At 41.8% G+C, this 21,260-nt stretch carries 7 protein-coding genes and 1 pseudogene; 4 read left to right on the forward strand and 4 right to left on the reverse strand.

Annotation, left to right across the window (positions count from 1 at the left end; genetic code table 11):
* Positions 1 to 21 precede the first annotated feature (21 nt).
* On the reverse strand, positions 22 to 9,672 hold the full coding sequence (locus GQR42_RS26880) for a CARDB domain-containing protein (RefSeq protein WP_158202307.1): 9,651 nt from the start codon (positions 9,670 to 9,672) through the stop codon (positions 22 to 24).
* Between the two features lie 161 nt (positions 9,673 to 9,833).
* Positions 9,834 to 15,116, reverse strand: coding sequence for a CARDB domain-containing protein (locus GQR42_RS26885; RefSeq protein ID WP_158202308.1), 5,283 nt, complete (start codon positions 15,114 to 15,116; stop codon positions 9,834 to 9,836).
* A 59-nt stretch (positions 15,117 to 15,175) separates the two neighbouring features.
* Between GQR42_RS26885 and GQR42_RS26890 the strand changes: the two genes are divergently transcribed.
* The 4 genes and pseudogenes from GQR42_RS26890 to GQR42_RS26905 all read left to right on the forward strand — a co-directional run bounded on the left by GQR42_RS26890 (position 15,176) and on the right by GQR42_RS26905 (position 18,628).
* Positions 15,176 to 15,328: a hypothetical protein gene (locus tag GQR42_RS26890; protein WP_158202309.1), complete on the forward strand. Its 153-nt coding sequence runs from the start codon at positions 15,176 to 15,178 to the stop codon at positions 15,326 to 15,328.
* 531 nt (positions 15,329 to 15,859) lie between these two features.
* The gene (locus GQR42_RS26895; RefSeq protein ID WP_158202310.1) at positions 15,860 to 16,423 is read left to right on the forward strand and encodes a hypothetical protein; all 564 of its coding nucleotides are present in this window, start codon (positions 15,860 to 15,862) and stop codon (positions 16,421 to 16,423) included.
* 226 nt (positions 16,424 to 16,649) lie between these two features.
* Positions 16,650 to 17,114, forward strand: a pseudogene (locus GQR42_RS26900) (IS1 family transposase); the annotation flags it as partial.
* A 221-nt stretch (positions 17,115 to 17,335) separates the two neighbouring features.
* On the forward strand, positions 17,336 to 18,628 hold the full coding sequence (locus tag GQR42_RS26905; RefSeq protein WP_158202311.1) for a PEP-CTERM sorting domain-containing protein: 1,293 nt from the start codon (positions 17,336 to 17,338) through the stop codon (positions 18,626 to 18,628).
* Between the two features lie 294 nt (positions 18,629 to 18,922).
* Here the strand turns inward: GQR42_RS26905 and GQR42_RS26910 are convergent, their stop codons facing one another.
* Positions 18,923 to 19,381 (reverse strand): hypothetical protein, encoded by a 459-nt coding sequence (locus GQR42_RS26910; RefSeq protein WP_158202312.1) that lies wholly within the window; start codon positions 19,379 to 19,381, stop codon positions 18,923 to 18,925.
* Positions 19,382 to 19,424: 43 nt separating this feature from the next.
* Positions 19,425 to 21,038, reverse strand: coding sequence for an ABC transporter substrate-binding protein (locus GQR42_RS26915; RefSeq protein WP_158202313.1), 1,614 nt, complete (start codon positions 21,036 to 21,038; stop codon positions 19,425 to 19,427).
* Positions 21,039 to 21,260: the final 222 nt, after the last annotated feature.

Here is a 21,260-nt window from a genome sequence, read left to right on the forward strand (position 1 = left end):
GGTGGCGCTGACGGTTAATTGTCAGGTTTTTCCTTCATCTATAGTTTGGCTAGTAATCGGCGCTAAAACAGGATTTTGATTACTGTTTCTGACAACTAAATTAAAGGCTTTCTGGTCACTTAAAATCTTATTACTATCGCCGTTACCACTATCAGTAACTTTAATAGTAATCGGATATGAACCTAAACTAGATGCCGTTGGAGTCCAGCTAAATTCCGCTTTTCCATAAATATTACTAGAAGTTAAAGTTGCGCCAGTGGGTAATCCGATTGCGCTAAAGCTGAGACTATCTTGATTCTTGTCGTTAGCTTCGATTTCAAATTGTAAAGGAGTCCCAACGACGGCAACTTTATCACTAATCCTGCTTAATCTTGGTGAGTCATTTTGGGCTGCAACACTGACAATAAAAGTATATTCTTGAGATTGAACTGCACTCTTACCCCCATCCCCATCATCACTGACTTTTAGGGTAATCGTATAATCCCCACTGTCATCAGCTATACTAGGCGCGAATCTTAACAAACCTGTGCCATCTTTATTATCGGTGAAAGTAGCAAAGCTGGGAATACCAAATCCTGGTAAACCTTGAGCAGTAATTACGATAGGATTACCATCAGGATCAGTTACTTGAATAGGAATCTCCAAAACCTCACCCTGTTGCAGAGTTTTATTACCAATAGGAGTGATTTCTGGAATGCGATTGGTATTTTCTACCCGAATCGGAATATTAATACTAGCCGAGGCTTTATTTCCTGTTCCGTTACCGTCATCTGTTGCGGTTACAGTAATCGTATAATTGCCAACCGAGGTAAAATTGGGAGTCCATTTTAAAGTGGCTGTATCTGTATCAAAAGTTCCCCCATTGGGAAGGGTAGAAACCGTATAAGTAACTGAGGCTTCACTTCCTTCTAAGGGGGTTAAACTACCATCCGGTAAGCGGAAGGGTAAGGCAAAACTGGGGTTATCTGGGTCAAAAGCAAAGGCTTGAATATACAGTAATTGTCCTTCTTTAATTTGCCAAGTTCCCATTTCGTCAAAAACCGGAACAGCATTGGCATTAAATACGGTAATCTTGACATTTTGTTTTGTTGTCTTTTCCCCATCGCTGACGCTGAAAGGAATCTCAAATTCTCCTGCTTGGAAATAAGCCGGAGTCCATTCAAATAATCCTGTCTTGGGATCTAATTTTGCTCCTCCAGGTAAGAGATTACTGGAATATTTTAACTCTGCTTTTTCGGGATCATTGGCCGTCAGTTGCAGACGAACTTTATCCCCTTCTCTAACTATTCTGTCGCTGGGACGAATTAAAGTGGGTGCTTGGTTAATCGGTGCAATGCGAATTTGAGTACTTTGGCTGACTGTTTCTAACCCATCACTGACGAAGAAAGTCACATTCTCATAAATTCCTGCTGCTTCATAATCAGGAGTCCAAGTTAATAAACCCTTAGTCCCATCAAAAACGGCTCCACCAGGTAAATTATCAGCCCAGAAAATGAGAGGATTGTTGTCTTCATCAATCGCTGCAATTCCAATCTGTAAGCTTTCCCCTTCTTGACCTTCAATTTGAGTCGGCAAAGGCTGTAAAATCGGTTTATGGTTGCCTCCTTCTACCTTAATCTTAAAGGATTGTGTGCCATAGCCACCGCGAGAATCATACACCCGCAGGGTGACAGGAGTTTCCACCGCACTTGTAGCAGTGGGAGTCCAATTAATCACCCCGGTTGTAGCATTTAGGGTCATTCCCTGCGGTCCATCATATAATAAGTAAGCGAGGGCGACTCCATCGGGATCTTGGGCTTTTACTTGGTAACTATAGGGTTGACCAGCAGTCCCATTGATCACCGGACTAGAAGTAAAATTAGGGGCTAGATTGGGATAAGGTAAGGCATAAAGTCCAGGGGTGAAATCAACCCGTAAGTTGTCAGGATTTTTGACAGTAATTACTTTTCCCGTAATCGATTGTCCAGGTTTTAAACGGCCATTGGGTAAACTATCACTGAGATGGATTAAATACGCTCCCTCTTCATTTTTTCCAGTTGCGCCTAAAGGTTGTCCAGTAAATTGACGGGAGGGATCTAAAAGGAGAACTAGAGGTAAAAGTAAATCCGAGTCTCCCTTACTGGTAATAGTAACGTCGTAGGAAACTGTTTGATTAGCGCGATCAGAACGGGGCGTATTAAACTGGAAGTTAACAAAGGGTAAAAAGTCAGAAATTGCGGTAAATTTACTGATATAATCTTCTGGCATTGCTAAACCAGCCTTACTTCTCAGACTATTTTCTACCCGTAATTCGTATTGATCAGGAATTAATGTCTCAAAATTCAACAATGCTGACCTTGTAGCAGGATCGTAAATAACACTAAGTGGCGTTAAATTCCCCACCGTTTGACCCGCTAATTGATAATTAGCCGGATTGAGAATTGATGCTGCATCCGTCGCTGTTCCCACCAACATATCTTGGTCAAAGACAACGGTTATGGTATTTTCTGGTAGCGTTAGATTAGCATTGGGCGCAGGATTGGTATAAGCAACCCTCGGCGCAACTAAAGGACTAATCACATCAATTTGATGGGATTGACTCAATAATATTCTGCCATCTGCGGTTGTCTTGATAATATCTCCCCGACTTCCCCCTTTGGCTAGAGAAACCTGACGCAAAGTAGCCACATCTACCATGATTAACTGACTATCCGTATTCGGTTTCACCCCACTGTTGTTAGAAATAAACAGCAATCCTTCTAACTTTGTTCCCGCCTTACCAAAGGATAGAGAATCCACTGGATTGTTAAACTCTAACATTTTTTGCGCTTTACCCCGCTTATCAAAGCGGATAATATCCCCTCTGTTTGGCCAGGTTGCTCCCCATAAGTTACCCTGATTATCGAAGGCTAAATTTCCTACCCGAATGTCACTAAAATGGCTGAAGGATTCTTTAGTCGGATCGAAGATTTCTACTCCATTAGCCGCAGAAACATAAATTGTTCCCGTTGCTGCATCAATTGCCAAAGTTTGGGTAATACTTTCGCCATAATTCTTGACAATTGCGCCTGTTTCTGCATTTAGTTTCAATAAACCATTACCACCTGTGGTCGCCCAGAGATTTCCTTGTGGATCGAAAGCCAGATCAAAAATCGGATAGGGTAATACCTGTAGGGGCGCAAGGCTTGCGCCCAAATTTCCTCCTGCATTTCCGGCTAAACCTTCAGGGGGAATTAAATAGATTTCATTGCGTCCAGAACCGCCACTGATTAAGGCCGAACCGTCTGGCTTAACAGCGATCGCCATTGGACCAATATTCCCATGACTCTGACGGATTCCTGTGACAAAAGCTTGGCTAGTGAAGGGTTGTAAAATTGATTCAAATTCCGACTGACGACTGGTAGGAACAACGGAGGGAATGAGTTTTTCCGCTTCGGTGAAAAGGGGATTAGTAGAAGGTTGGGGAGTCGGAGAGGGAGGTTTTCCTAAATCTGGAGTAGAAGTGCGATCAAAGTTAGGTAAAGTTCCCAAATTCACTGATGATCCATCATCGGGAGGTTGAATCCCCAATCGGGGTTGTTCTCGATTGCCAGCGCTATCGGTAGCTAGGGCGATAAATTCGTAGTTATGTCCCGCTTCCCCTTGATAAATGGCTGAGGTTTCTGTGGTTTGACGTTGCCAAATTTCCAAGTTACCGCCATCTTTAGCTACATAGACAGTAACGTGTTTAATTCCTGAACCATTGTTATCGTCGATCGCCTTCCAAGTTACCTGATAGTCGGAACTACCTTGACTTAAAGGTTGAACCGTAACCGTTGTAGTGGGGGCTTGTGCATCAAGAAGATAGGATAGAGTTTGAGTATCAAAAGGTGCAGCCGTATTAAAGATTACCCGCGCTTGAGAGGTAATTTCAGTACGAGTATTTACATCAGTTTTCGGTTGAACTGTATAAGCAACAAAACCCTGTCCGATTCCACTAGCATTATTGGGGGAAAGTAAGCCTAAATTGGGATTTTGGACTAATTCGCCTGTGTCAGGATCGATCGCCTGTAATAACCAGGTGGCTGTATTGGAGAGGGGATCTAATCCGCCACTAACTCTTAAAATAAAGCCTTTTGAACGAATAAAATCAAAATCTCCATCAAAACTACCTCTTCCGTTAGGAATATTAACCTGAATATCTCCAATTTTTAAGTCGCCTAGTTGGAAAGTCCGGGGTTCTAAATCGCTATCTAATTGGGTGACAATCCGAATTTCCCCGACTTTTGCAGAAGCAGTGGCCGCATTTTCAAATTGGATGGTATAGGGTAAGGGTTGATTTTGGGGTAGGAAATTTTGCTTGCTGTCACTAACAGGACCTAATAAAATCGCCTGTTGGCTGACAGTTCCGGGCCTATTTAGGAAACCAGTAAAACTTGGTGGGGGAACTGCAACAAATGGAGGTAAATCTAGACGTGCTGATCCTACTTTATTACTAAAAGGAACATAGATATTAAAGGCTTCAAAATGGGTATCTTGAGTGAGTCCTAAATCGTAATCTTGGGGATTAGGAGGTAACTGTTGTCCGATTTTGGTTGAGTTATGTCCATACCACTTGCGGACTTGTTCAAAGAAACTAACTAAATCGCCATTAGTCGTAATGCGATCGCCTTCTGGTCCTGCTAAAATTCCTGTAGCAAGGGTCGCCATTAAACTAATCACTAGGGGATCTTGACGTACAGGTGGGGACTGATTTTCAGGACGTAGTAACCCAGAGGTTTCTAAAGCTGCTAAATAGGCTTTTACCCAAGTATCTGCATTGGCGGCTAAGATAACTAATCCTTGCGATGCACTAGCATCATTTAAAATAGCATTCCTGAGTTTTAAGGCTTCTGCGGTTTGCTGATCGATAAATTCTTGACGGGTTAAAGCAGTTGCACTCGCCAGGATCGAGAATTGGAAAGCTACATCGAAAGGATCTTCTTCACTGAGAGGGTTGTACTGCTTAATATCCCTATAAGTTTGATACAAACCGGGAACAGCTTTATCGAGATCCTCTGGTTTTTCAATTTGTCCTTTGAGATTAGGATACTGTTCTTCTAATGCTAGGCGTAAACCCAGGAAATCTTGGGCTAATAATGCGGAAAGTCCGGGGTAAGTTTGAGCATTAAAAGTTTGACCAATAAAGCCACCTGTCGGTAAATCTAATACATAACCAGGGGCTAAATTTTCCCCCGTGGTATTAATATCAGAAATTAACCTAGCCCAAGGGACATCTTCTAGGTTTTGATTTTCTGGTTGACCCCTGAGATTAGAGTAAAAATTTAGATAGGGGAAATTAAAGACAGTACCATTTTTACCTAACTCTGGAACACCAAATTTGAAGTGAACATAGGGAGTATCAATGTTAGTTAAACTCTTGACAGATACGCCATAAGTTCCCTTATCTCCCGGTGCTAACACGCGAGGACCACCTAACCCAATATCGATGTCAGGTTCAATCGCTCTTTCTATTAAATACCGATAGGGAACAATCGCCTGTTGTCCGTCGGGATTGATAACTTTTACATCATATAAACCATGAAATGCACTGGTCAGATCGAAAATCGCTCTGATTTCGGTACTATCTAATACTTCATAGCGCACAGGTTCATATTCAGCAAATCCGGGACGCACTAACTTAACAATCGCTTTCGGATTAAATTGTGCGCCTTTAATTGTTGTTGTCACATAACGGCTATCCCCTCCCCTGTCTGTTTCTATGTCGGTAATACTGAAGGGAATAGTATCAGCAAATAAGGTGACAGGAGTATTATTTTGTGGTTCTGATTGTCCCCGCACTAAAACATAGTAAGTTCCTGGTTTAGTCGTAGGAATTACTGCTTCTTGATTGGGAATCAATTGTCCCGAATAAGACGCATCATAAACAATTCCAGTGGGTGCATTGTCAAAGCGAACAAATAACTCATTAGCTGCTTCTGTTGCGGTTGAGGTAAGATTGACCTGTAGCGTTTGTCCGAGTCCTACATTGACTCTAAATAATCGTTCTTGTCCCGTATTGAGGGTCGTTTGTAGGGGAACACCTAATTGCAATTCAGGAACCGTTACCGTTATAGTACCTGGGGATGTGGTGCGGTTATTGGCTTCATTTGTTCCTTCATAAACTTGATTAAAAATATCAGGACGGACGATAATTCGATATTGTCCTAATGGTGCAGGTGGTAGGATAGATTGCAGTTTAGAAGTATAGGATTGATTAGAGTTTAATAATCCTTTAAAGCTGCTGCGACCAATTAAAGTGTCGTTGATATCCCAAGTTTCATCCGCAGATAAATAGACCGCATCTGTCCATTCTCCCTCTGCTTTGTATTCTCCTTTATTATTAACCGTCCATTCAATGGTAATCGGTTCGCCACTTTGCTCCAGACTAGGTAAGGTAATATTTTCTACTTGTAAATCTGAGGGGGGAGGTAACTGGAGAATTAGCGGTTGGGTGCTAGGAGTAGCGTTATTACCTTCCTGATTTCCCTCAAAAACTTTACCTCTGATATTATCTCTGGGTGAATCAGTGACAACAAAGACAGAAAAAGGTCCAGTTAGATCACTCGGTGCGCGGAAAGTTTTAGTAACACTGTAGCTATTTCCTGCTGTTAATCCTCCTGTACGATCTTCATATCCTAAATAGCGATCGCTTTGTAAATCTAGGAACGGATCGCGAGATAGATAAATTAAATCTGTCCAATTTGACTGTCTTAGTGGAGTATCCCCTTCTCCTTTATTACTGACAGTATAAGTCACATTAAAGGATTGTCCTGTAATCACTCTTTCGGGGATATTGATAGTAGTAACTTGCAAGTCGGGTGGGACTGCTAGATTAATTGGTAAGGGAACAGCAGTGATATTATTCCCTTCATCTCTAAATTCGGGGACTCTGGCTAATTCTCGATAGGGACTGTAGTCAAAGTCTATACCTGATCGCCAATCGTATTCAAAGTTGTAAGGTGCGGAACTTGAGTTATCAATATTAGAATCACTGAAGACTAAAATATAGAAATTTCCTTCAACTCCATCAGGTAAAGTAACATTTAAGCTTCCCTGATAGGAATCTCCTGCTGCTAATTTACTACCGCGCCAATATTCTCCTAAATTGCGATCGCTTCCATCAAGAGAAGGATCGGAGGAAAGATAGACGCGATCAATCCATTGTGCTTGTCGAGTATCCCGATTTCCTAAGTTAGTAACTGTCCATTTAATGGGGATAGTTTGACCTGATTTGGGTGTTTCACTGGGGACGATAACTTTGGTAACTTGTAAGTCCGGTTCGCGGTAAATTATAGGACTGAGAAGAAAACCTATATTATTCGCAGGATTTTCATATACTTGATCTCTAAAATCCTCGCGATCATTATCATTATCCCAATAAGACCAAACTTTATCGCGTCCCTGTGGATTTGTCACCACATAGAAGTAATACTTTCCACCCACTCCCGGTGGTAAAGTAACTTCTTGAGTTTGAGTGTAACTTTCTCCTGATTTTAAAGGTTGGATAGGACGATAAGCAAAACTTCCCAATTTTAGCGGAGTTACAGGATTATTATAAAAACTGAGAGGTTGATTTCCTCCTGATCTCAAAACATTCGGATTGGTGATATTGGGATCGCTGGATATATAAACATCATCCAACCAATATCTTGTCCCATCCCACACGGTCGCACCCTGATTAGTAACCGTCCATTTAATCGTTGTTTTTTCGCCAGAGAAGTTATCTCCTAAAACTTCAATCTTTGTTACTTGTAAATCTGCGGGACTAGCAGTTACATTAGTCGTCTGAGAACGATTGTTATTGCTTCCGTAAGGACCTTCCCAGATATTATCATAAACATCTGTTGTCACGATAATATGATTACCCGTCGCGGGAGGGGTTAAATCAAAAGTATATTCTCCGGTATAAATTTCCCCTTTCCCTAATTTCCCATTATGCTTAATATTACCCAATTCAAGCAATTGGGAACTCGAACTGATAGTAGGAGTATTGGATAAATAAACTCTATCAGTCCATTCATTTTTATCTGTTTCTCCTGCGCCTTCATTCTTCACTGTCCATTTAACAGTAAAGGGTTTTCCTCCCAATCCTTCAGAGGGTGCAATTACCGAAGTTACCACTAAATCAGGAGGAGGTGTCAATAAAACGGTAATAGGTCTTGCTTTGTAATTATTATTGTCTAATTCATTGGGATCATCGGGGTTAATATTAGTGTCTCTGGTGTCTTCTAAAATGACATCATAAGCGTCACTCCAAGGGGTGATATACCATTCTCCAGTCACTTGAGAAGGTAAAGTAACTCTGACAACCTGTTCGTAACGCGGAGTTAAACTAACGTTAACTGGCGCAGAAATTCGACGGTTATTATCATTGTAGATAAATTCAAAAACTCCTCCTGTATTCCTATTAACCACCAGATAATAATTTCCCTGCAATCCATTGGGAAGTGTAACATTAGCAGTTCTGGTATAATTTCCTCCTAATGCTAGTATTCCACTATGATCAAAATTGCCTAAATTTGCAATAATATTTTTACCTTCAGGATCACTTGCTAAACTAACTGTATCTGTCCAAGAACTGCTATTTGTCGGTCCGATTCCATTCCCTCCATTGGTAGAACTTAGATTAGTAACAACCCAAGATAAACTTAAAGTTTGTCCACTGCTTCCTGTAGTTTGAGGGGTTACTGAAGAGACAACTAAATCAGCATAGGGAATGGTGACAACATCAAAGAAGTTAGGTGCAGACGCAGCATTATTGGCCTTTAAATTGTTCTCAAAAATTGTATTTTTAGCATCAGTTTGGACAAATAATCGATAATGTCCTTGGAAGTTAACGGGTAAGGTAATCGTTTCACTGCGGAAATAGCTTTCTCCCACCCCTAACAATCCAGTGCGAGTGAATTCTTTTAAGATCTTGTCATCCCCATTCCCAACAACATTATCCTCAGAAGCAACAATGCGATCTACCCAATTATTAACTGTTCCTGTTCCTGTTCCAATATTATCGACTTTCCAGTCTATGGTTACTTCTACAGGATTTCCCACACTTAAGGAAGGTGCAGTGACATCAAAAACTCTTAAATCTGCATAGGGAGCGAGTTGAACTTGTAATAATGCAGTGGTAATATTATTACTTTCAGAACTAGGTTCAGTAACTTGATTCGTCCCATCTGTTACCAGGATTAAATAGCGATCGCCACTCACTTCAATAGGTAAATTTAGATTTAGTTGTCCCCTATAACTTTCATTGGTGGTGAGAGAACCGCTGTGACTGAATTCTCCGAGCAACAAATCGCCATTATCCCAGTTATTGTCTCTGGATAGATAAACCCGATCTTTCCAATTTTCTGGAGTCTTAAATAATCCTTGGTTTTTAACTGTCCATTGGAAGGGAATTGTGGTTCCTGAGATAGCGTTACTGGGAGCACCAGTAATACTTGGAATTAGATCGGGGTATCCTAGAGTGATGGGAAGTGCTTGAGCATTATTATTGTCATTGGTTTCTGATTGATTGCGACTTCCATCAGCGACAAAAAGCAAATAACGCTCCCCAGCCAAAGCAATATTATTCGGTAAGGTAATATTACGAGTAATTGTATAGCTTCCGTCTGCGGCTAAGGGAGTTTGACTGTCAATATATTCTCCAGTTATGTAGGTGTCTGATACCATTTTTCAAAAGTAATGACAGAGATGGTTATGCCTGGTGCATCTCAATTTTGTCGAAATATCCAGATGACATTTTGGGCGCACGCGGTGCGCCCCTACCATTGGCGAAATAATATTATTGTAGGGGCGAATTGCATTCGCCCTCTTTGAACAACTTCTGCTGCTCACCTTAAGTGAGAGAAAATCACCAATAGGATACCATTTTTCTTTATTCGCGTCACAACGAATGCAGGCTTGGCAAGCATTCGAGCGTGGATGTCTGTCATGGATTTAGAAATTTGGTATGAGTTATCTAAACTTGCGTCATTAGAAACATAAATATAATCGTACCAATTCCCATTGGCCGCACCGTTTCCTTGATTCTTGACTGTCCAGGAAACGTTAATATTACTCCCAACTACTGCTGTATTGGGTGCGGTGACATTGGTAATTGTTAAATCTGAGGCTGAAAAATTGATGGGGATAATCAAACGATTATTACCTTCACTCGTCTCTGGTTGATTTTGATTGCCGTCGGTTACAAAAATTAAATAGCGATCGCCAACTAAAGCTGCATTATTCGGTAAGGTGATATTGCGAGTGGCTGTATAACTTCCGTCTGCTGCTAGGGGAGTTTGACTGTCGATATATTCAGAGACGATAGAAATATCAGAACTATCAACTACTTGATCGCTAGAAACATAGACATAATCATACCAGTTTGCATTAGCAGGTGTTGTCCCTTGATTTTTAACTGTCCAAGAGAGAGTGATCGTTTCTCCTGCTGAGGCTCGTTGCGGTGCGGTAGCATTGGTAATCGTTAAATCGGGAATGCCAATACTAATGGGAACTGCTTTAACATTGTTATTATTATTAGTTTCTCCTTGCTTATCGTTTCTATCAGTAGCAAATAGTAGATAATAATTTCCTGAAGGACGATTAGGTAAGGTAATATTTTTATTGATTGTGTAACTTCCACCTGCTGCTAGAGGTGTTTGAGTAGCAATGGATTCAGAAGTAACTAAAGTATCAGAATAATCTAAGTTCTGATCGTCTGACAGATAAACGTAATCTTGCCAATCTGCGGGTGCTTCAACGTTTCCTTGATTGGTGACTTTCCAAGAAACATCCATCATTCCCCCAGATGATGCTTGCGTGGGAGCAGTTACGTCGCTGACAATTAAATCAGGAGCAGTTAAAGTAATGGGAATCGCTTTAACATTATTGTTTTCATTGGTTTCTCCTTGATTACTAGAACCATCTGTCACCAATAAAAGATAGCGATTACCAGTCGCGGTACTAGGAAGAAAAATATCTTTATTAATGGTATAACTTCCATTAGCAGCTAGGGGAGTTTGACTGTAAATTAACTCCTCTGTCACTAAGGTATCTGTCCCTCCTAATATCTGATCATCAGAAATATAAATTTTGTCGTACCAGTCTGCTTTTGCTGATACATTACCTTGATTTTTTACTGTCCAAGCAACATTAACAGTGCTGCCTAAAATTGCCGTATTAGGAGCAGTAAAACTAGCAACTGTTAAATCAGGAACTCCCAGGGTAATGGCAACAGCTTTAACATTATTATTTTCATTGGTTTCTGCTTGCTGATATTGACCATAATAATTATAATAATTGTAGCCATAGTCAGTAACAAATAATAAATATCCATCTCCAGAAAAAGAGCTAGAACTGGGTAAAGTTAAATTGCGATTGATCGTATAACTTCCATCTGCTGCTAGAGGAGTTTGAGTAGAAATATATTCTTGATTAAGATAAGTGTCATTCCCTAACTGATTGTCTTGAGAAAGAAGAACTGTATCATACCAATCTGCATTAGCTGGAACAGTTCCTTGATTTTTCACTGTCCAGGATACACTGATTGTGCTACCATTATCTGCTTGAATTGGTGCGGTTGCATCTGTTACCAACAAATCGGGTTTTTGGAGCGTTATCGGGACAACTTTCAGGTTATTATTCTCATTAGTTTCTCCTTGCTGACTTCCTCGATCAGTAGCAAAAATCAAATAACTATTTTCCAGTAGATTGTTATAATAAATACCTGTATTGGGCAAGGTAAAAGTTTTAGTGATAGAATAGCTACCGTTGGGAGCTAATGGGGTTTGAGTTGTAATTGATTCACGACCCAAAAAAATATCATCACTATAATAATAATAAGAATAATTTAACCATTGATCGCTAGAAAGATAAACATCATCGTACCAATCTGTAGGAGCATCAACAGTTCCTTGATTTGTCACCTTCCAAGTTACCTGAATTTGTCCACCTACAATTCCTGTCTGAGGTGCAGTTACCTCACTGATAATTAAATCAGGAGCATCTAAAGTAATGGGAACTACAAAGGTATTATTACTTTCATCGGTTTCACCCTGATTGTTATTCCGATCTGCATAGAAAATCAAATAACGATTTCCTGTTGCTGCATTGGTAGGAATTGTAATATTTTTGCTAATATTATAAGTTCCATCAGCAGCTAAGGGAGTCTGACTATCAATGTATTGTGAACCATCGCCAACTTGTAAATCATAAGTATCCCATTTGTCATCATTGGAAACATACACATAATCATACCAGTTAGCAGGAGCGTTAACAGTTCCGCTATTTTTCACCGTCCAGGAAACGTTAATATTCTGGTTTAAAATTGCTGTACTTGGTGCAGTTGCAGAAACAATTTTTAAATCCGGCGCACTCAGTTTAATTGGGACTGCTTTAACATTATTATTATCATCGGTTTCACCTTGAGATTTATCCCTATCAGTGACGAAAAGTAAATAGCGATCACCTATTCCTGAATTGGCGGGGAGAGTAATTGTTTGGTTTTGGCTATAGCTCAAATTAGCTGTTAAAGAATTGTTCCGGTAAAAGCTATTAACATAAATATCTGAACTATCATATAGGGGATTGCTGGAAACATAAATATGATCACTCCAACCTGCATTAGCTGAGATAGTACCCTGATTAGTAACTGTCCAGGAAACATTGATATTACTACTTAAAACTGCTGAATCAGGAGCCGTTGCTGCGGACAATATTAAATCAGGTCCCGCAATGGTGATAGGTACAGCTAGAATATTATTGGTTTCACTGGTTTCAAGTTGATAGTTATCTCTATCCGTAGCAAAAATTAAGTAAAGTTGTCCGGCGGGTAGGCTGTTAGATAAAGTAAGGCTACGATTAATTGTATAAGTTCCCTCAACTGCTAGAGGCGTTTGAGTTGAAATATATTGAGAAGTAACCTGAGAATCTGAACTATCTAAAAGTGCATCTCTCGATAGATAAACTCTATCATACCAATCCGCAGTAGCAATAGCTTTTCCTTGATTTTTGACTGTCCAAGATAAATCAATGGTACTCCCTAAACTGGTTTGACTGGGAGCCGAATAAGCAGAGACTATTAAATCCGCTCCATTAATCGTAATGGGAACCGCTAAAACATTGTTAGTTTCATCTATCTCACCTTGATAATTATTCTGATCAGCAATGAAAAGTAAATAGCGATCGCCAACTACATTAGAAGGAAGAGTAACACTGCGGTTAATCGTGTAAGTTCCATTAGCAGCTAGGGGAGTTTGACTGTCGATATACTGGTCAGTCAGATAGTAATCTGAACTATCGTAAGTCGCATCATTAGATAGATAAACATTATCGTACCAATCCGCAGTAGCAATAGCTTTTCCTTGATTTTTGACTGTCCAAGATAAATCAATGGTACTCCCTAAACTGGTTTGACTGGGAGCCGAATAAGCAGAGACTATTAAATCCGCTCCATTAATCGTAATGGGAACCGCTAAAACATTGTTAGTTTCATCTATCTCACCTTGATAATTATTCTGATCAGCAATGAAAAGTAAATAGCGATCGCCAACTACATTAGAAGGAAGAGTAACACTGCGGTTAATCGTGTAAGTTCCATTAGCAGCTAGGGGAGTTTGACTGTCGATATACTGGTCAGTCAGATAGTAATCTGAACTATCGTAAGTCGCATCATTAGATAGATAAACATTATCGTACCAATTGGCATTTGCTGCTACTGTTCCCTGATTTTTGACAGTCCAAGAAACTTGAAAACTACTTCCCGCATTAACGGTACGCGGCGTTTCGGTTGCGGAGATCGCGAGATCGGGACGATCGTTGGTAATGGATATCGGTCGGGCCAGAGTGTTATTATTTTCGTCGCTCTCTCTTTCTAGGTTATAATCGTCCGCCGATGCGATTAGAAAGTAGTTACCCGAAAGATCGTCAGGAAGATTTACCGTTGCTCCCGTGCCATACTCCAACCCCGGTGCCAGAGGCGGTTGATTACTAATGTATAGGCTTTCTAGAAGGCGATCGGAGTCATCTAAAATATGATCGCTAGAGAGATAAACATTATCCCACCAATAGTTCAGTCCATCGTAATAGTAATAGTCGGGACTACCGATCGCCGTTCCCGTTCCCTGATTTTGCACGACCCAAGAAACATCGATCGTGTCGCCAATATTAGCCTGATCGGGTGCGGTAATCGACGCGACGATTAGATCCGATCGCTCTCTAGAAATTAAGGGAATCGCTTTTGTATTATTGTTATTATTGTTTTCCGATTGGCTGTTCTCTAAATCGGTGGCAACAATTAAATAATAATCTGATAAATCTCCTAAATCGTTCGGAAGATATACCGTTTGTTGTGTTGAATAACTACCGTTAGAAGCTAGAGCGGTTTGCGAATCGATAAATGCGTCCGTGAGGTATTGATCCTGATCATCGTATACCTCGTCTCGGGAGAGGTATACGGAATCCCACCAGCCTCCCGTGGCAATTTCTGTTCCCTGATTCGTCACCGTCCAAGAAATGCCTACGAAACCACCAGAATCCGGTGGCTCCGTTATATAAATATCGGAAACGACTAAATCTGTATTTGCGGGGGGAAGAATCTCGATCGGAACCGGCGCGCTAACGTTATTCGTCTCCTCGGATTCCCCCTGAACGTTGTCGAGCTCGCCGTACCATCTATCTACGGCGAGAAATAAATAATATTTTCCCGGTGTTAGACCGTACAGATCAACTTTTAGCCCGCTCCAAGTGTAACTTTCACCCGCTCCTAGAGATTTTTGCCGGTAATAGCCGATGGGACTGGTATCGCTATCTGGGCTAAAAACGGCATCGGTGGAGAGATAGAAACCGTCGATCCACTCCCTCGAAGTTGTTGCACCGGTTCCCTGATTCGCTATCGTCCACGACACTGGGAAAATGTTCGTGTCCGCCCGACGGACGGGGGGAGCGCTCAAATCAGTCACGACGAGATCTGGTAATGGGACGGTCGCGAGAGACATTGCGCTCAATAGCGGATCTTCGTCGGACATTCCCACCGTTGGCTCTTGTCCGGTCAGGGACAAGGAAGATAATTCCGAGGAGGGAAGGGAGAGCGCCTGGATCGGATCGGTAGCATCCCTGTCGTCGATCCGATCCACGGGGGGGGGAGAGTGACGACGGGATGATCGAAACCCTACCGAAGATATCCAGCGGGGAAATGATCCCCGGTACCGTGACCGAAGATAATCCCTCTAGTTGTATTTCCTCGAAAGCGGCCATCGATTTCACCTTTTCCCTTTTAGTATCGAATAGCGGAGTACCTTCAGAATTTTCTCGGGAATTTCGTAAAATCTACGGTCATGGTAGATAGCTTGCCCAAAATTTCCGAGATGAGTACCGGCCATCCATCATAACTGGATCATCTCATTCACGCAAGCGAGTAATTATACCTGGACTTCCCCCATACAGAAATACTAAAAAACTAACAAAACCCTTATGGAGCTTCTCAGAAAACATTCACAAGCCACCACTGGGTACATTTTCCCCTTGAAAATGGCTGTACCGTTAGAGCGATTCTGTAGAGTTGGCTGTATAGTGATCGCTAATCTTATGATCACAGATGGGGTCATTAATCTCTAGAGTCAGCGATTCCCTCTGTAGCCATGCTTTTGATGGTTTTCTGCCCCGAAACAAGCTATAATGGTGTAAAGTCCAAATTTGAAAATTTTTGCCGCAAACCCTATCTGCGTAAGGACTTCAGGATTTTGTGTCCAGTAGTCCATTGGTATTATATGGCTTTAACTCAGGCTCCGCAAGACTTTTAGCCATAGCTAGTATATTTGTACAAAAAAGTTCAGTTATGAAAGCTGCGTTACGTTTACTAACCGTCTTCAGTTGCTATTTGCTCGGCCCTGGAGCTGCGGGGGCGATCGATTTAAAATTTATCCCCTCGTCCGGCTCGGTCGCGCTCGGTAACTCGATCGACGTGGCGATTGCGGTATCGGGTTTAGGGGTGAACTCTGCTCCCTCACTGGGTGCTTTCAGCTTTGACGTTGCCTTCGCTGACTCTCTCGTCAAATACAAAAATACTACCTTCGGCGGTCAACTCGCTTTAAACGGAGTCACTCCCGTGTTACGATCGGCCACCGATAACAAAACTTCGGTTTTTCTAGAGGAGAGTTCCAACAATACCATCACCGAACTCAATGCCCTGCAAGCTGCGGAATTCACTTTAGCGGTCCTAACCTTTCAAGCGATCGCCCTCGGCAACAGCCCTTTAAACTTTGAGAACGTTACTCTGGGCGACGCAAACGGAGACCCGTTGACGGCCAATCTGTTCAACGGTTCGATCGGGATAATTCCCAACCCGTCTGCTCTGATTCCCGAACCCTCGCTCGTTCCCGCGGTTCTGGTTCTGGCGGGGATAGGTGTCTTAGTAGAGTACAAACGGCGAGCGCATCGCTAGGACTCGTTCGCTCTGGAGAAATTATAGCCATTTCAATTTTCAATGATGGAAAAAGTCTCAAAAACACTTGAGAGAATCCTAACAATGCTCAACAAAATTTTCTGATGTTTGTCTCATTGTTTAGTCAAGAAAGTGGATTGGTATTACACTTAGGCGTTGCTGATTTAGGGTATGATTAAGGGAGAAGGCGAGCTACCAAAAATAACCCTTATCAAGCGCAGAAATTATGCAATGTCCTGAATGTCAATCCGATCATATCAATAAAAATGGTCATAAAAAAGGAAAACAGAACTATATTTGTGTGAACTGCGGAAGACAATTTATAGAGGTTTATGAACCCCAGAGAGGTTATTCAGAAGAAATGAAACGGGAATGTCTGAAAATGTATGTTAATGGTCTGGGTTTTCGAGCCATTGAAAGAGTAAAAAATGTCCACCATACGACGATTATTAATTGGGTTAAACAAGTCGGAGAACTCTTGCCTGATTATTATGATCCACAGACAATTCCTGATGTGGGAGAATTAGATGAATTAGAAACATTTGTCGGCTCAAAAAAAACAAAATCTGGTTATGGACAGCGGTAGACCACTTTAAAACAGGGATTTTAGGATGGGTTTTAGGCGGTCTCCCAAGGCGAGTGCCTTCGGCAACATAGTGCTAAAACTTTTGCGGACTTATGGGAAGTTGTTACCCACATTCCGCACCCTCAACTGTCACATAAGCTGTTCCCCTCCAGAGACTTGAGTAAAAATACTTAGCTGGTGAAAATATTTATAAAAATGTAGCTTAGAATACAGTTGTGGGGGGGGGAATATGTATCATTCCGCTATCTGCTATTACGGTTTTGTTGGGCTGTTGCTTGACCTGGCTGCTAGGGAGAGATCATATCAACTGGTTAGGAAAAGCGAAAATGACAGCGAAACCTAAATACTCAATTCAAGATTATATGCCAATGATTAAAGTTATTTCTACAAAATGGGCAATCAGTGCTGCCAGCACTGCTATTACGGCTAGTGTTGTTACGATTATTGGAGGCTTTTCTCTTCCAAGTTTTGCTTTTACCATTGTTGGTCCTACAGGTGATAATTATAGAGATTCTGTAAATTTAACGAAGTTAGTCCCTCCATTTCCAGCAGGAACAGTAGGAACAGTGAAGTTAAATCCTACTCAAGATCCTAAGTTACCAAAACCTTGGGATAATATTTATCTAGCCCCTCCAGCTAATAACGCCGATATTTTTGATGTTTTCGATGCTGATGCGGCAACTCAATTTGCTGGCTGGACAGCAAAACCGGGTGATGCTTTAGGGGGAACTCTAACAATCAATACTTACAAAGCCAGAGACTATGGAAATGCAGCGGAAGCTGTTCCAGGGGATGTGATTCCAGGTGGAGGGGCAAACATGATAGCAATTTATGCGAGAGGAGCAGCAGATCCTGCTATTAAAGACTTACGGTTTATTAGCTTATTTACCGATAATAGAGGAGAAAATGGAGCATTAGTTAGTCACATCGATCCATTTTACAATAATGACGATCTTCCCTGGTATTACACAGAAGAACTAACAAAAAAAAGTTGGGGACCACCAGATGCGAACCCTCCTACCGCGATGCTGTTTCAAGATTTCCCTGGCGACACAATAACAGAAATTCCATTTAGTCGGGTTGTTCGCTTTGAAACTTACTTAGCTACCTTTGATTTAGCCACTAAAGACGCTACTATCCACGATGGTTGGAAATGGGGGTATGATATAACCGCCCTATGTCCTGCACCTCAAAAAGCACCCAAGATAAAATCATTAGATATCTTAGCTACCGCTCAATCATCTGACGGTTGTGCGGACTTTGGTGACGCTCCTGATAGCTACTCTACATTGCTAAATTCAGACGGCCCATTTTATCGAGAAGGTGATTTACAAAGACTTGGAAATCTCTGGGAGACAGAGCCAGATGGTCAACCCACAGGGCAAGCAGATGGTCTTTATAGTCGCTTCCGTCTTACTTGGGACCCGTTAGATTTGGACGTGAAACCGTTTGGTGAATATTACTCTAAAGCAGACTGTAACACCACTGATGCAGCAGCAGGAAACTGTGTCTCTCACGGTGAAGTAGAAGACTACGTTCATGTTCCCGAACCCAGTTCTATCTTTGGACTTCTGGCCTTTACAGGACTCGGATTAATGGGACTTCGCAAGAAACGTTAATCCAATAGTTAGGGTTTGCCGAAAGAAGCTAGATACAATTAATTACACATATCTAATACTAAATCCGTTGAGTAACGCACAGAAAACGGGTTTCTCGGAGAAACCCGTTTTCTACTCAAAAGGCAAAAAGGGGAATAAATAATCAGTCTTTAATAACCAGATTTAGTACAACTACCTCTTGCATGAGTTCCTATCCTCAGCCAGAAATTGATTTTGTCCGATTTTACTGTCTGGAGTCTGTAGGGTTGATTCATGAATCAACCCTACCCCACCAGAAATTGATTTTGTCCGATTCTACTGTGCAGGGGGAATAACTTCTAAAGGAATACTTTCAGTTTCTCCCTCTTTAGATGGATTGACATCCGGACTTTTTTCTGCATCTGGAGTTTTTTCCACCGCTTTGGTTTCTGAGGTGGGGGGATTTTCGGGGGTTACTTCTGGACTGGGGTTATTTTCCGGGATGGGAGTGAATTCCACTGGGGTTTCGCTTTCAGGAGACGGGGAAACTTCGGGGGAAACTTCGATATTACGGGTAGTTTCTGGGGGAGTTTCTTCTATCTGGGGGGATTCTGGGGTAGTTGCGGGGGGAGATTCCGGGGTAGTTGCGGGGGTGTCTTCGCTGGTTTTTTCTTCTTCCCGGGGACAGGCTGCCGATTCTAAACCGAGATGACATCGGACTTCTTCCCGTCCCAAAGATACGGCAATTCCCGACACCGACATTAATAAAGCTAGGATGGGTAAGATATTCTTCATAAAATTAGACTTGATTCTACTCCTCGACATCACATTGTCTATTTTAGATAGGATCGAACTGATATTGAGAACCCTTTGGCCCTTCATTGCCGCGATTAGCGCGCACCAGGGGAACTTGATTAAAAATGTTAAAATCCGTGGTGCTTCCCTGCAAGGTGATTCCTTGATTTAAAGTTTCGACTACAGTAGCACGGTCAGAACTTTTAGCGATCGCTTCTCCTAATACTTTCATGGTATCGTAGGCGGTAGCAGTACGCCAACTGACGCGACCGCGCCAACTTTTCAGCGCATCTTTAGCAAAAGGATCCGTTGCTTGGAAACTCCAAGGTACTGCTAGAATTAATCCGTCAATGCTATCTGCTCCTTGAATAAGAATATCGGGTGTATAAAGTTCATTTCCGCCTAATAAGAGCATTCCTGACGATTCTTGGGCAATAGCCACGGCTTGATTTGTGCGATCGCCATCTTTACTCAGGGCCAAAAATACCACCCTAGCACCGGCTTGTTTTGCCTGATCTATGGCAGTTTTAGCGTTAAAATTGGCTTTAGTTGTGTCTATTTCCTTAACTATCTTGCCTCTAGGTTCTTTTATCGCTTTAGCAAAGGAATCCTTTAATTTTTGACTATAGGGACTATCGGAATTATAAAAAAGAACCACTGACGGAGAATTTTCTTGCTTACTAGCATAATTAGCCAAAGTTTTGGCCACTGCTTCCAGATAACTACCCAAAACTTCCTGAGATTTATCCTTAAGGGGAATAGTTTTCAGGGTTGATTTTCCCGTTTGACTAACACTGGTAGTCAGGGGAGAAAGAATCGCTAATCCTTCTTTTTCGTAACTTTCAATCGCTTTTTGACTAAAAGGATCGATTCCGTGGCCCATAACTGCCAAAACTTGACCGGATTGAATCAGGTCATCGGCTATTGCTTTTGATTGTAACCCACCGCCATCATTAGCGATGACTATTTCCAAAGGATTACCAGGATTAGAATTATTAAACTCCTCTTGATACCTGGCCACACCTCGGAGAATTTCCTTGGCGCTGTTGGGGTCGTTAGCGATGGGGACAACGACGGCTATAGTATTTTGATTACCTTTTTGTCTAGCTTTGGCGTTATTGTAATAGATTTTGCCTTCCGGATCGTTTGCTTGGGGAGTGGCTGCTAGTTGATAAGCTGCGATCGCATTTGCCCAATCTTCCTTTTTAAAGGCCGCTGCGCCTTTTTCTTTGTTAGGAGTGGAATTAAGCAGTATTTTCTCACCTTGGCTAAATAAATCGGGATTTTTAGCGGTATTACTCACAAAAGTTGCCTTGGTTTGCTTGTCTGGGGTTTCTTCCAGGACCACTTCGGGAGTATCGGGTTTGGGAATCAGCATTTGCAATAGACTCCAACCCCCTAAACCTGCGGTTAAAGCGGTAATTATCAAAGCGAAGGGAAGTAACCAGTTCGATTTTTGGCCAACTCTAGTTGTACCACCCGGGGACACCACCACCGTGGTTTTAACCGTCGTTGTGACGGGATCCATCGCTTCCCTAGGTAGGCCACAGATAGGACAATCAGGAGTAGTATTTTCGCAGGGTTCATGACCTCCCGTAATCGCTTGCGGATAGGTTTTACCATCTTTAGGGATACCGTCACATTGCCAAGTAGTCATAATCAGTTATCAGTTATCAGTGGGTAAGTTATCAGTGGGTAAGTTATCAGTTATCAGTTATCAGTTATCAGTTATCAGTGGGTAAGTTATCAGTGGGTAAGTTATCAGATTTGAGTTTTAAGTGAGCAGTATGTGTTAAGTGAGCAGTATTAAATAGCAGTTTCTTGCCATCTTTTCACTGTTTACTGATTACTGTTTACTGTTTACTGGTCACTGTTTACT

Origin of the sequence: Microcystis aeruginosa FD4 (genome assembly GCF_009792235.1) — a bacterium.
Lineage (GTDB): Bacteria > Cyanobacteriota > Cyanobacteriia > Cyanobacteriales > Microcystaceae > Microcystis > Microcystis viridis.

Coding starts and splice junctions, on each gene's coding strand:
- GQR42_RS26910 (WP_158202312.1), bottom strand. CDS start 19,381: ATGAAGAATATCTTACCCATCCTAGCTTTATTAATGTCGGTGTCGGGA.
- GQR42_RS26915 (WP_158202313.1), bottom strand. CDS start 21,038: ATGACTACTTGGCAATGTGACGGTATCCCTAAAGATGGTAAAACCTAT.
- GQR42_RS26890 (WP_158202309.1), top strand. CDS start 15,176: ATGATCCCCGGTACCGTGACCGAAGATAATCCCTCTAGTTGTATTTCC.
- GQR42_RS26905 (WP_158202311.1), top strand. CDS start 17,336: ATGACAGCGAAACCTAAATACTCAATTCAAGATTATATGCCAATGATT.
- GQR42_RS26880 (WP_158202307.1), bottom strand. CDS start 9,672: ATGGTATCAGACACCTACATAACTGGAGAATATATTGACAGTCAAACT.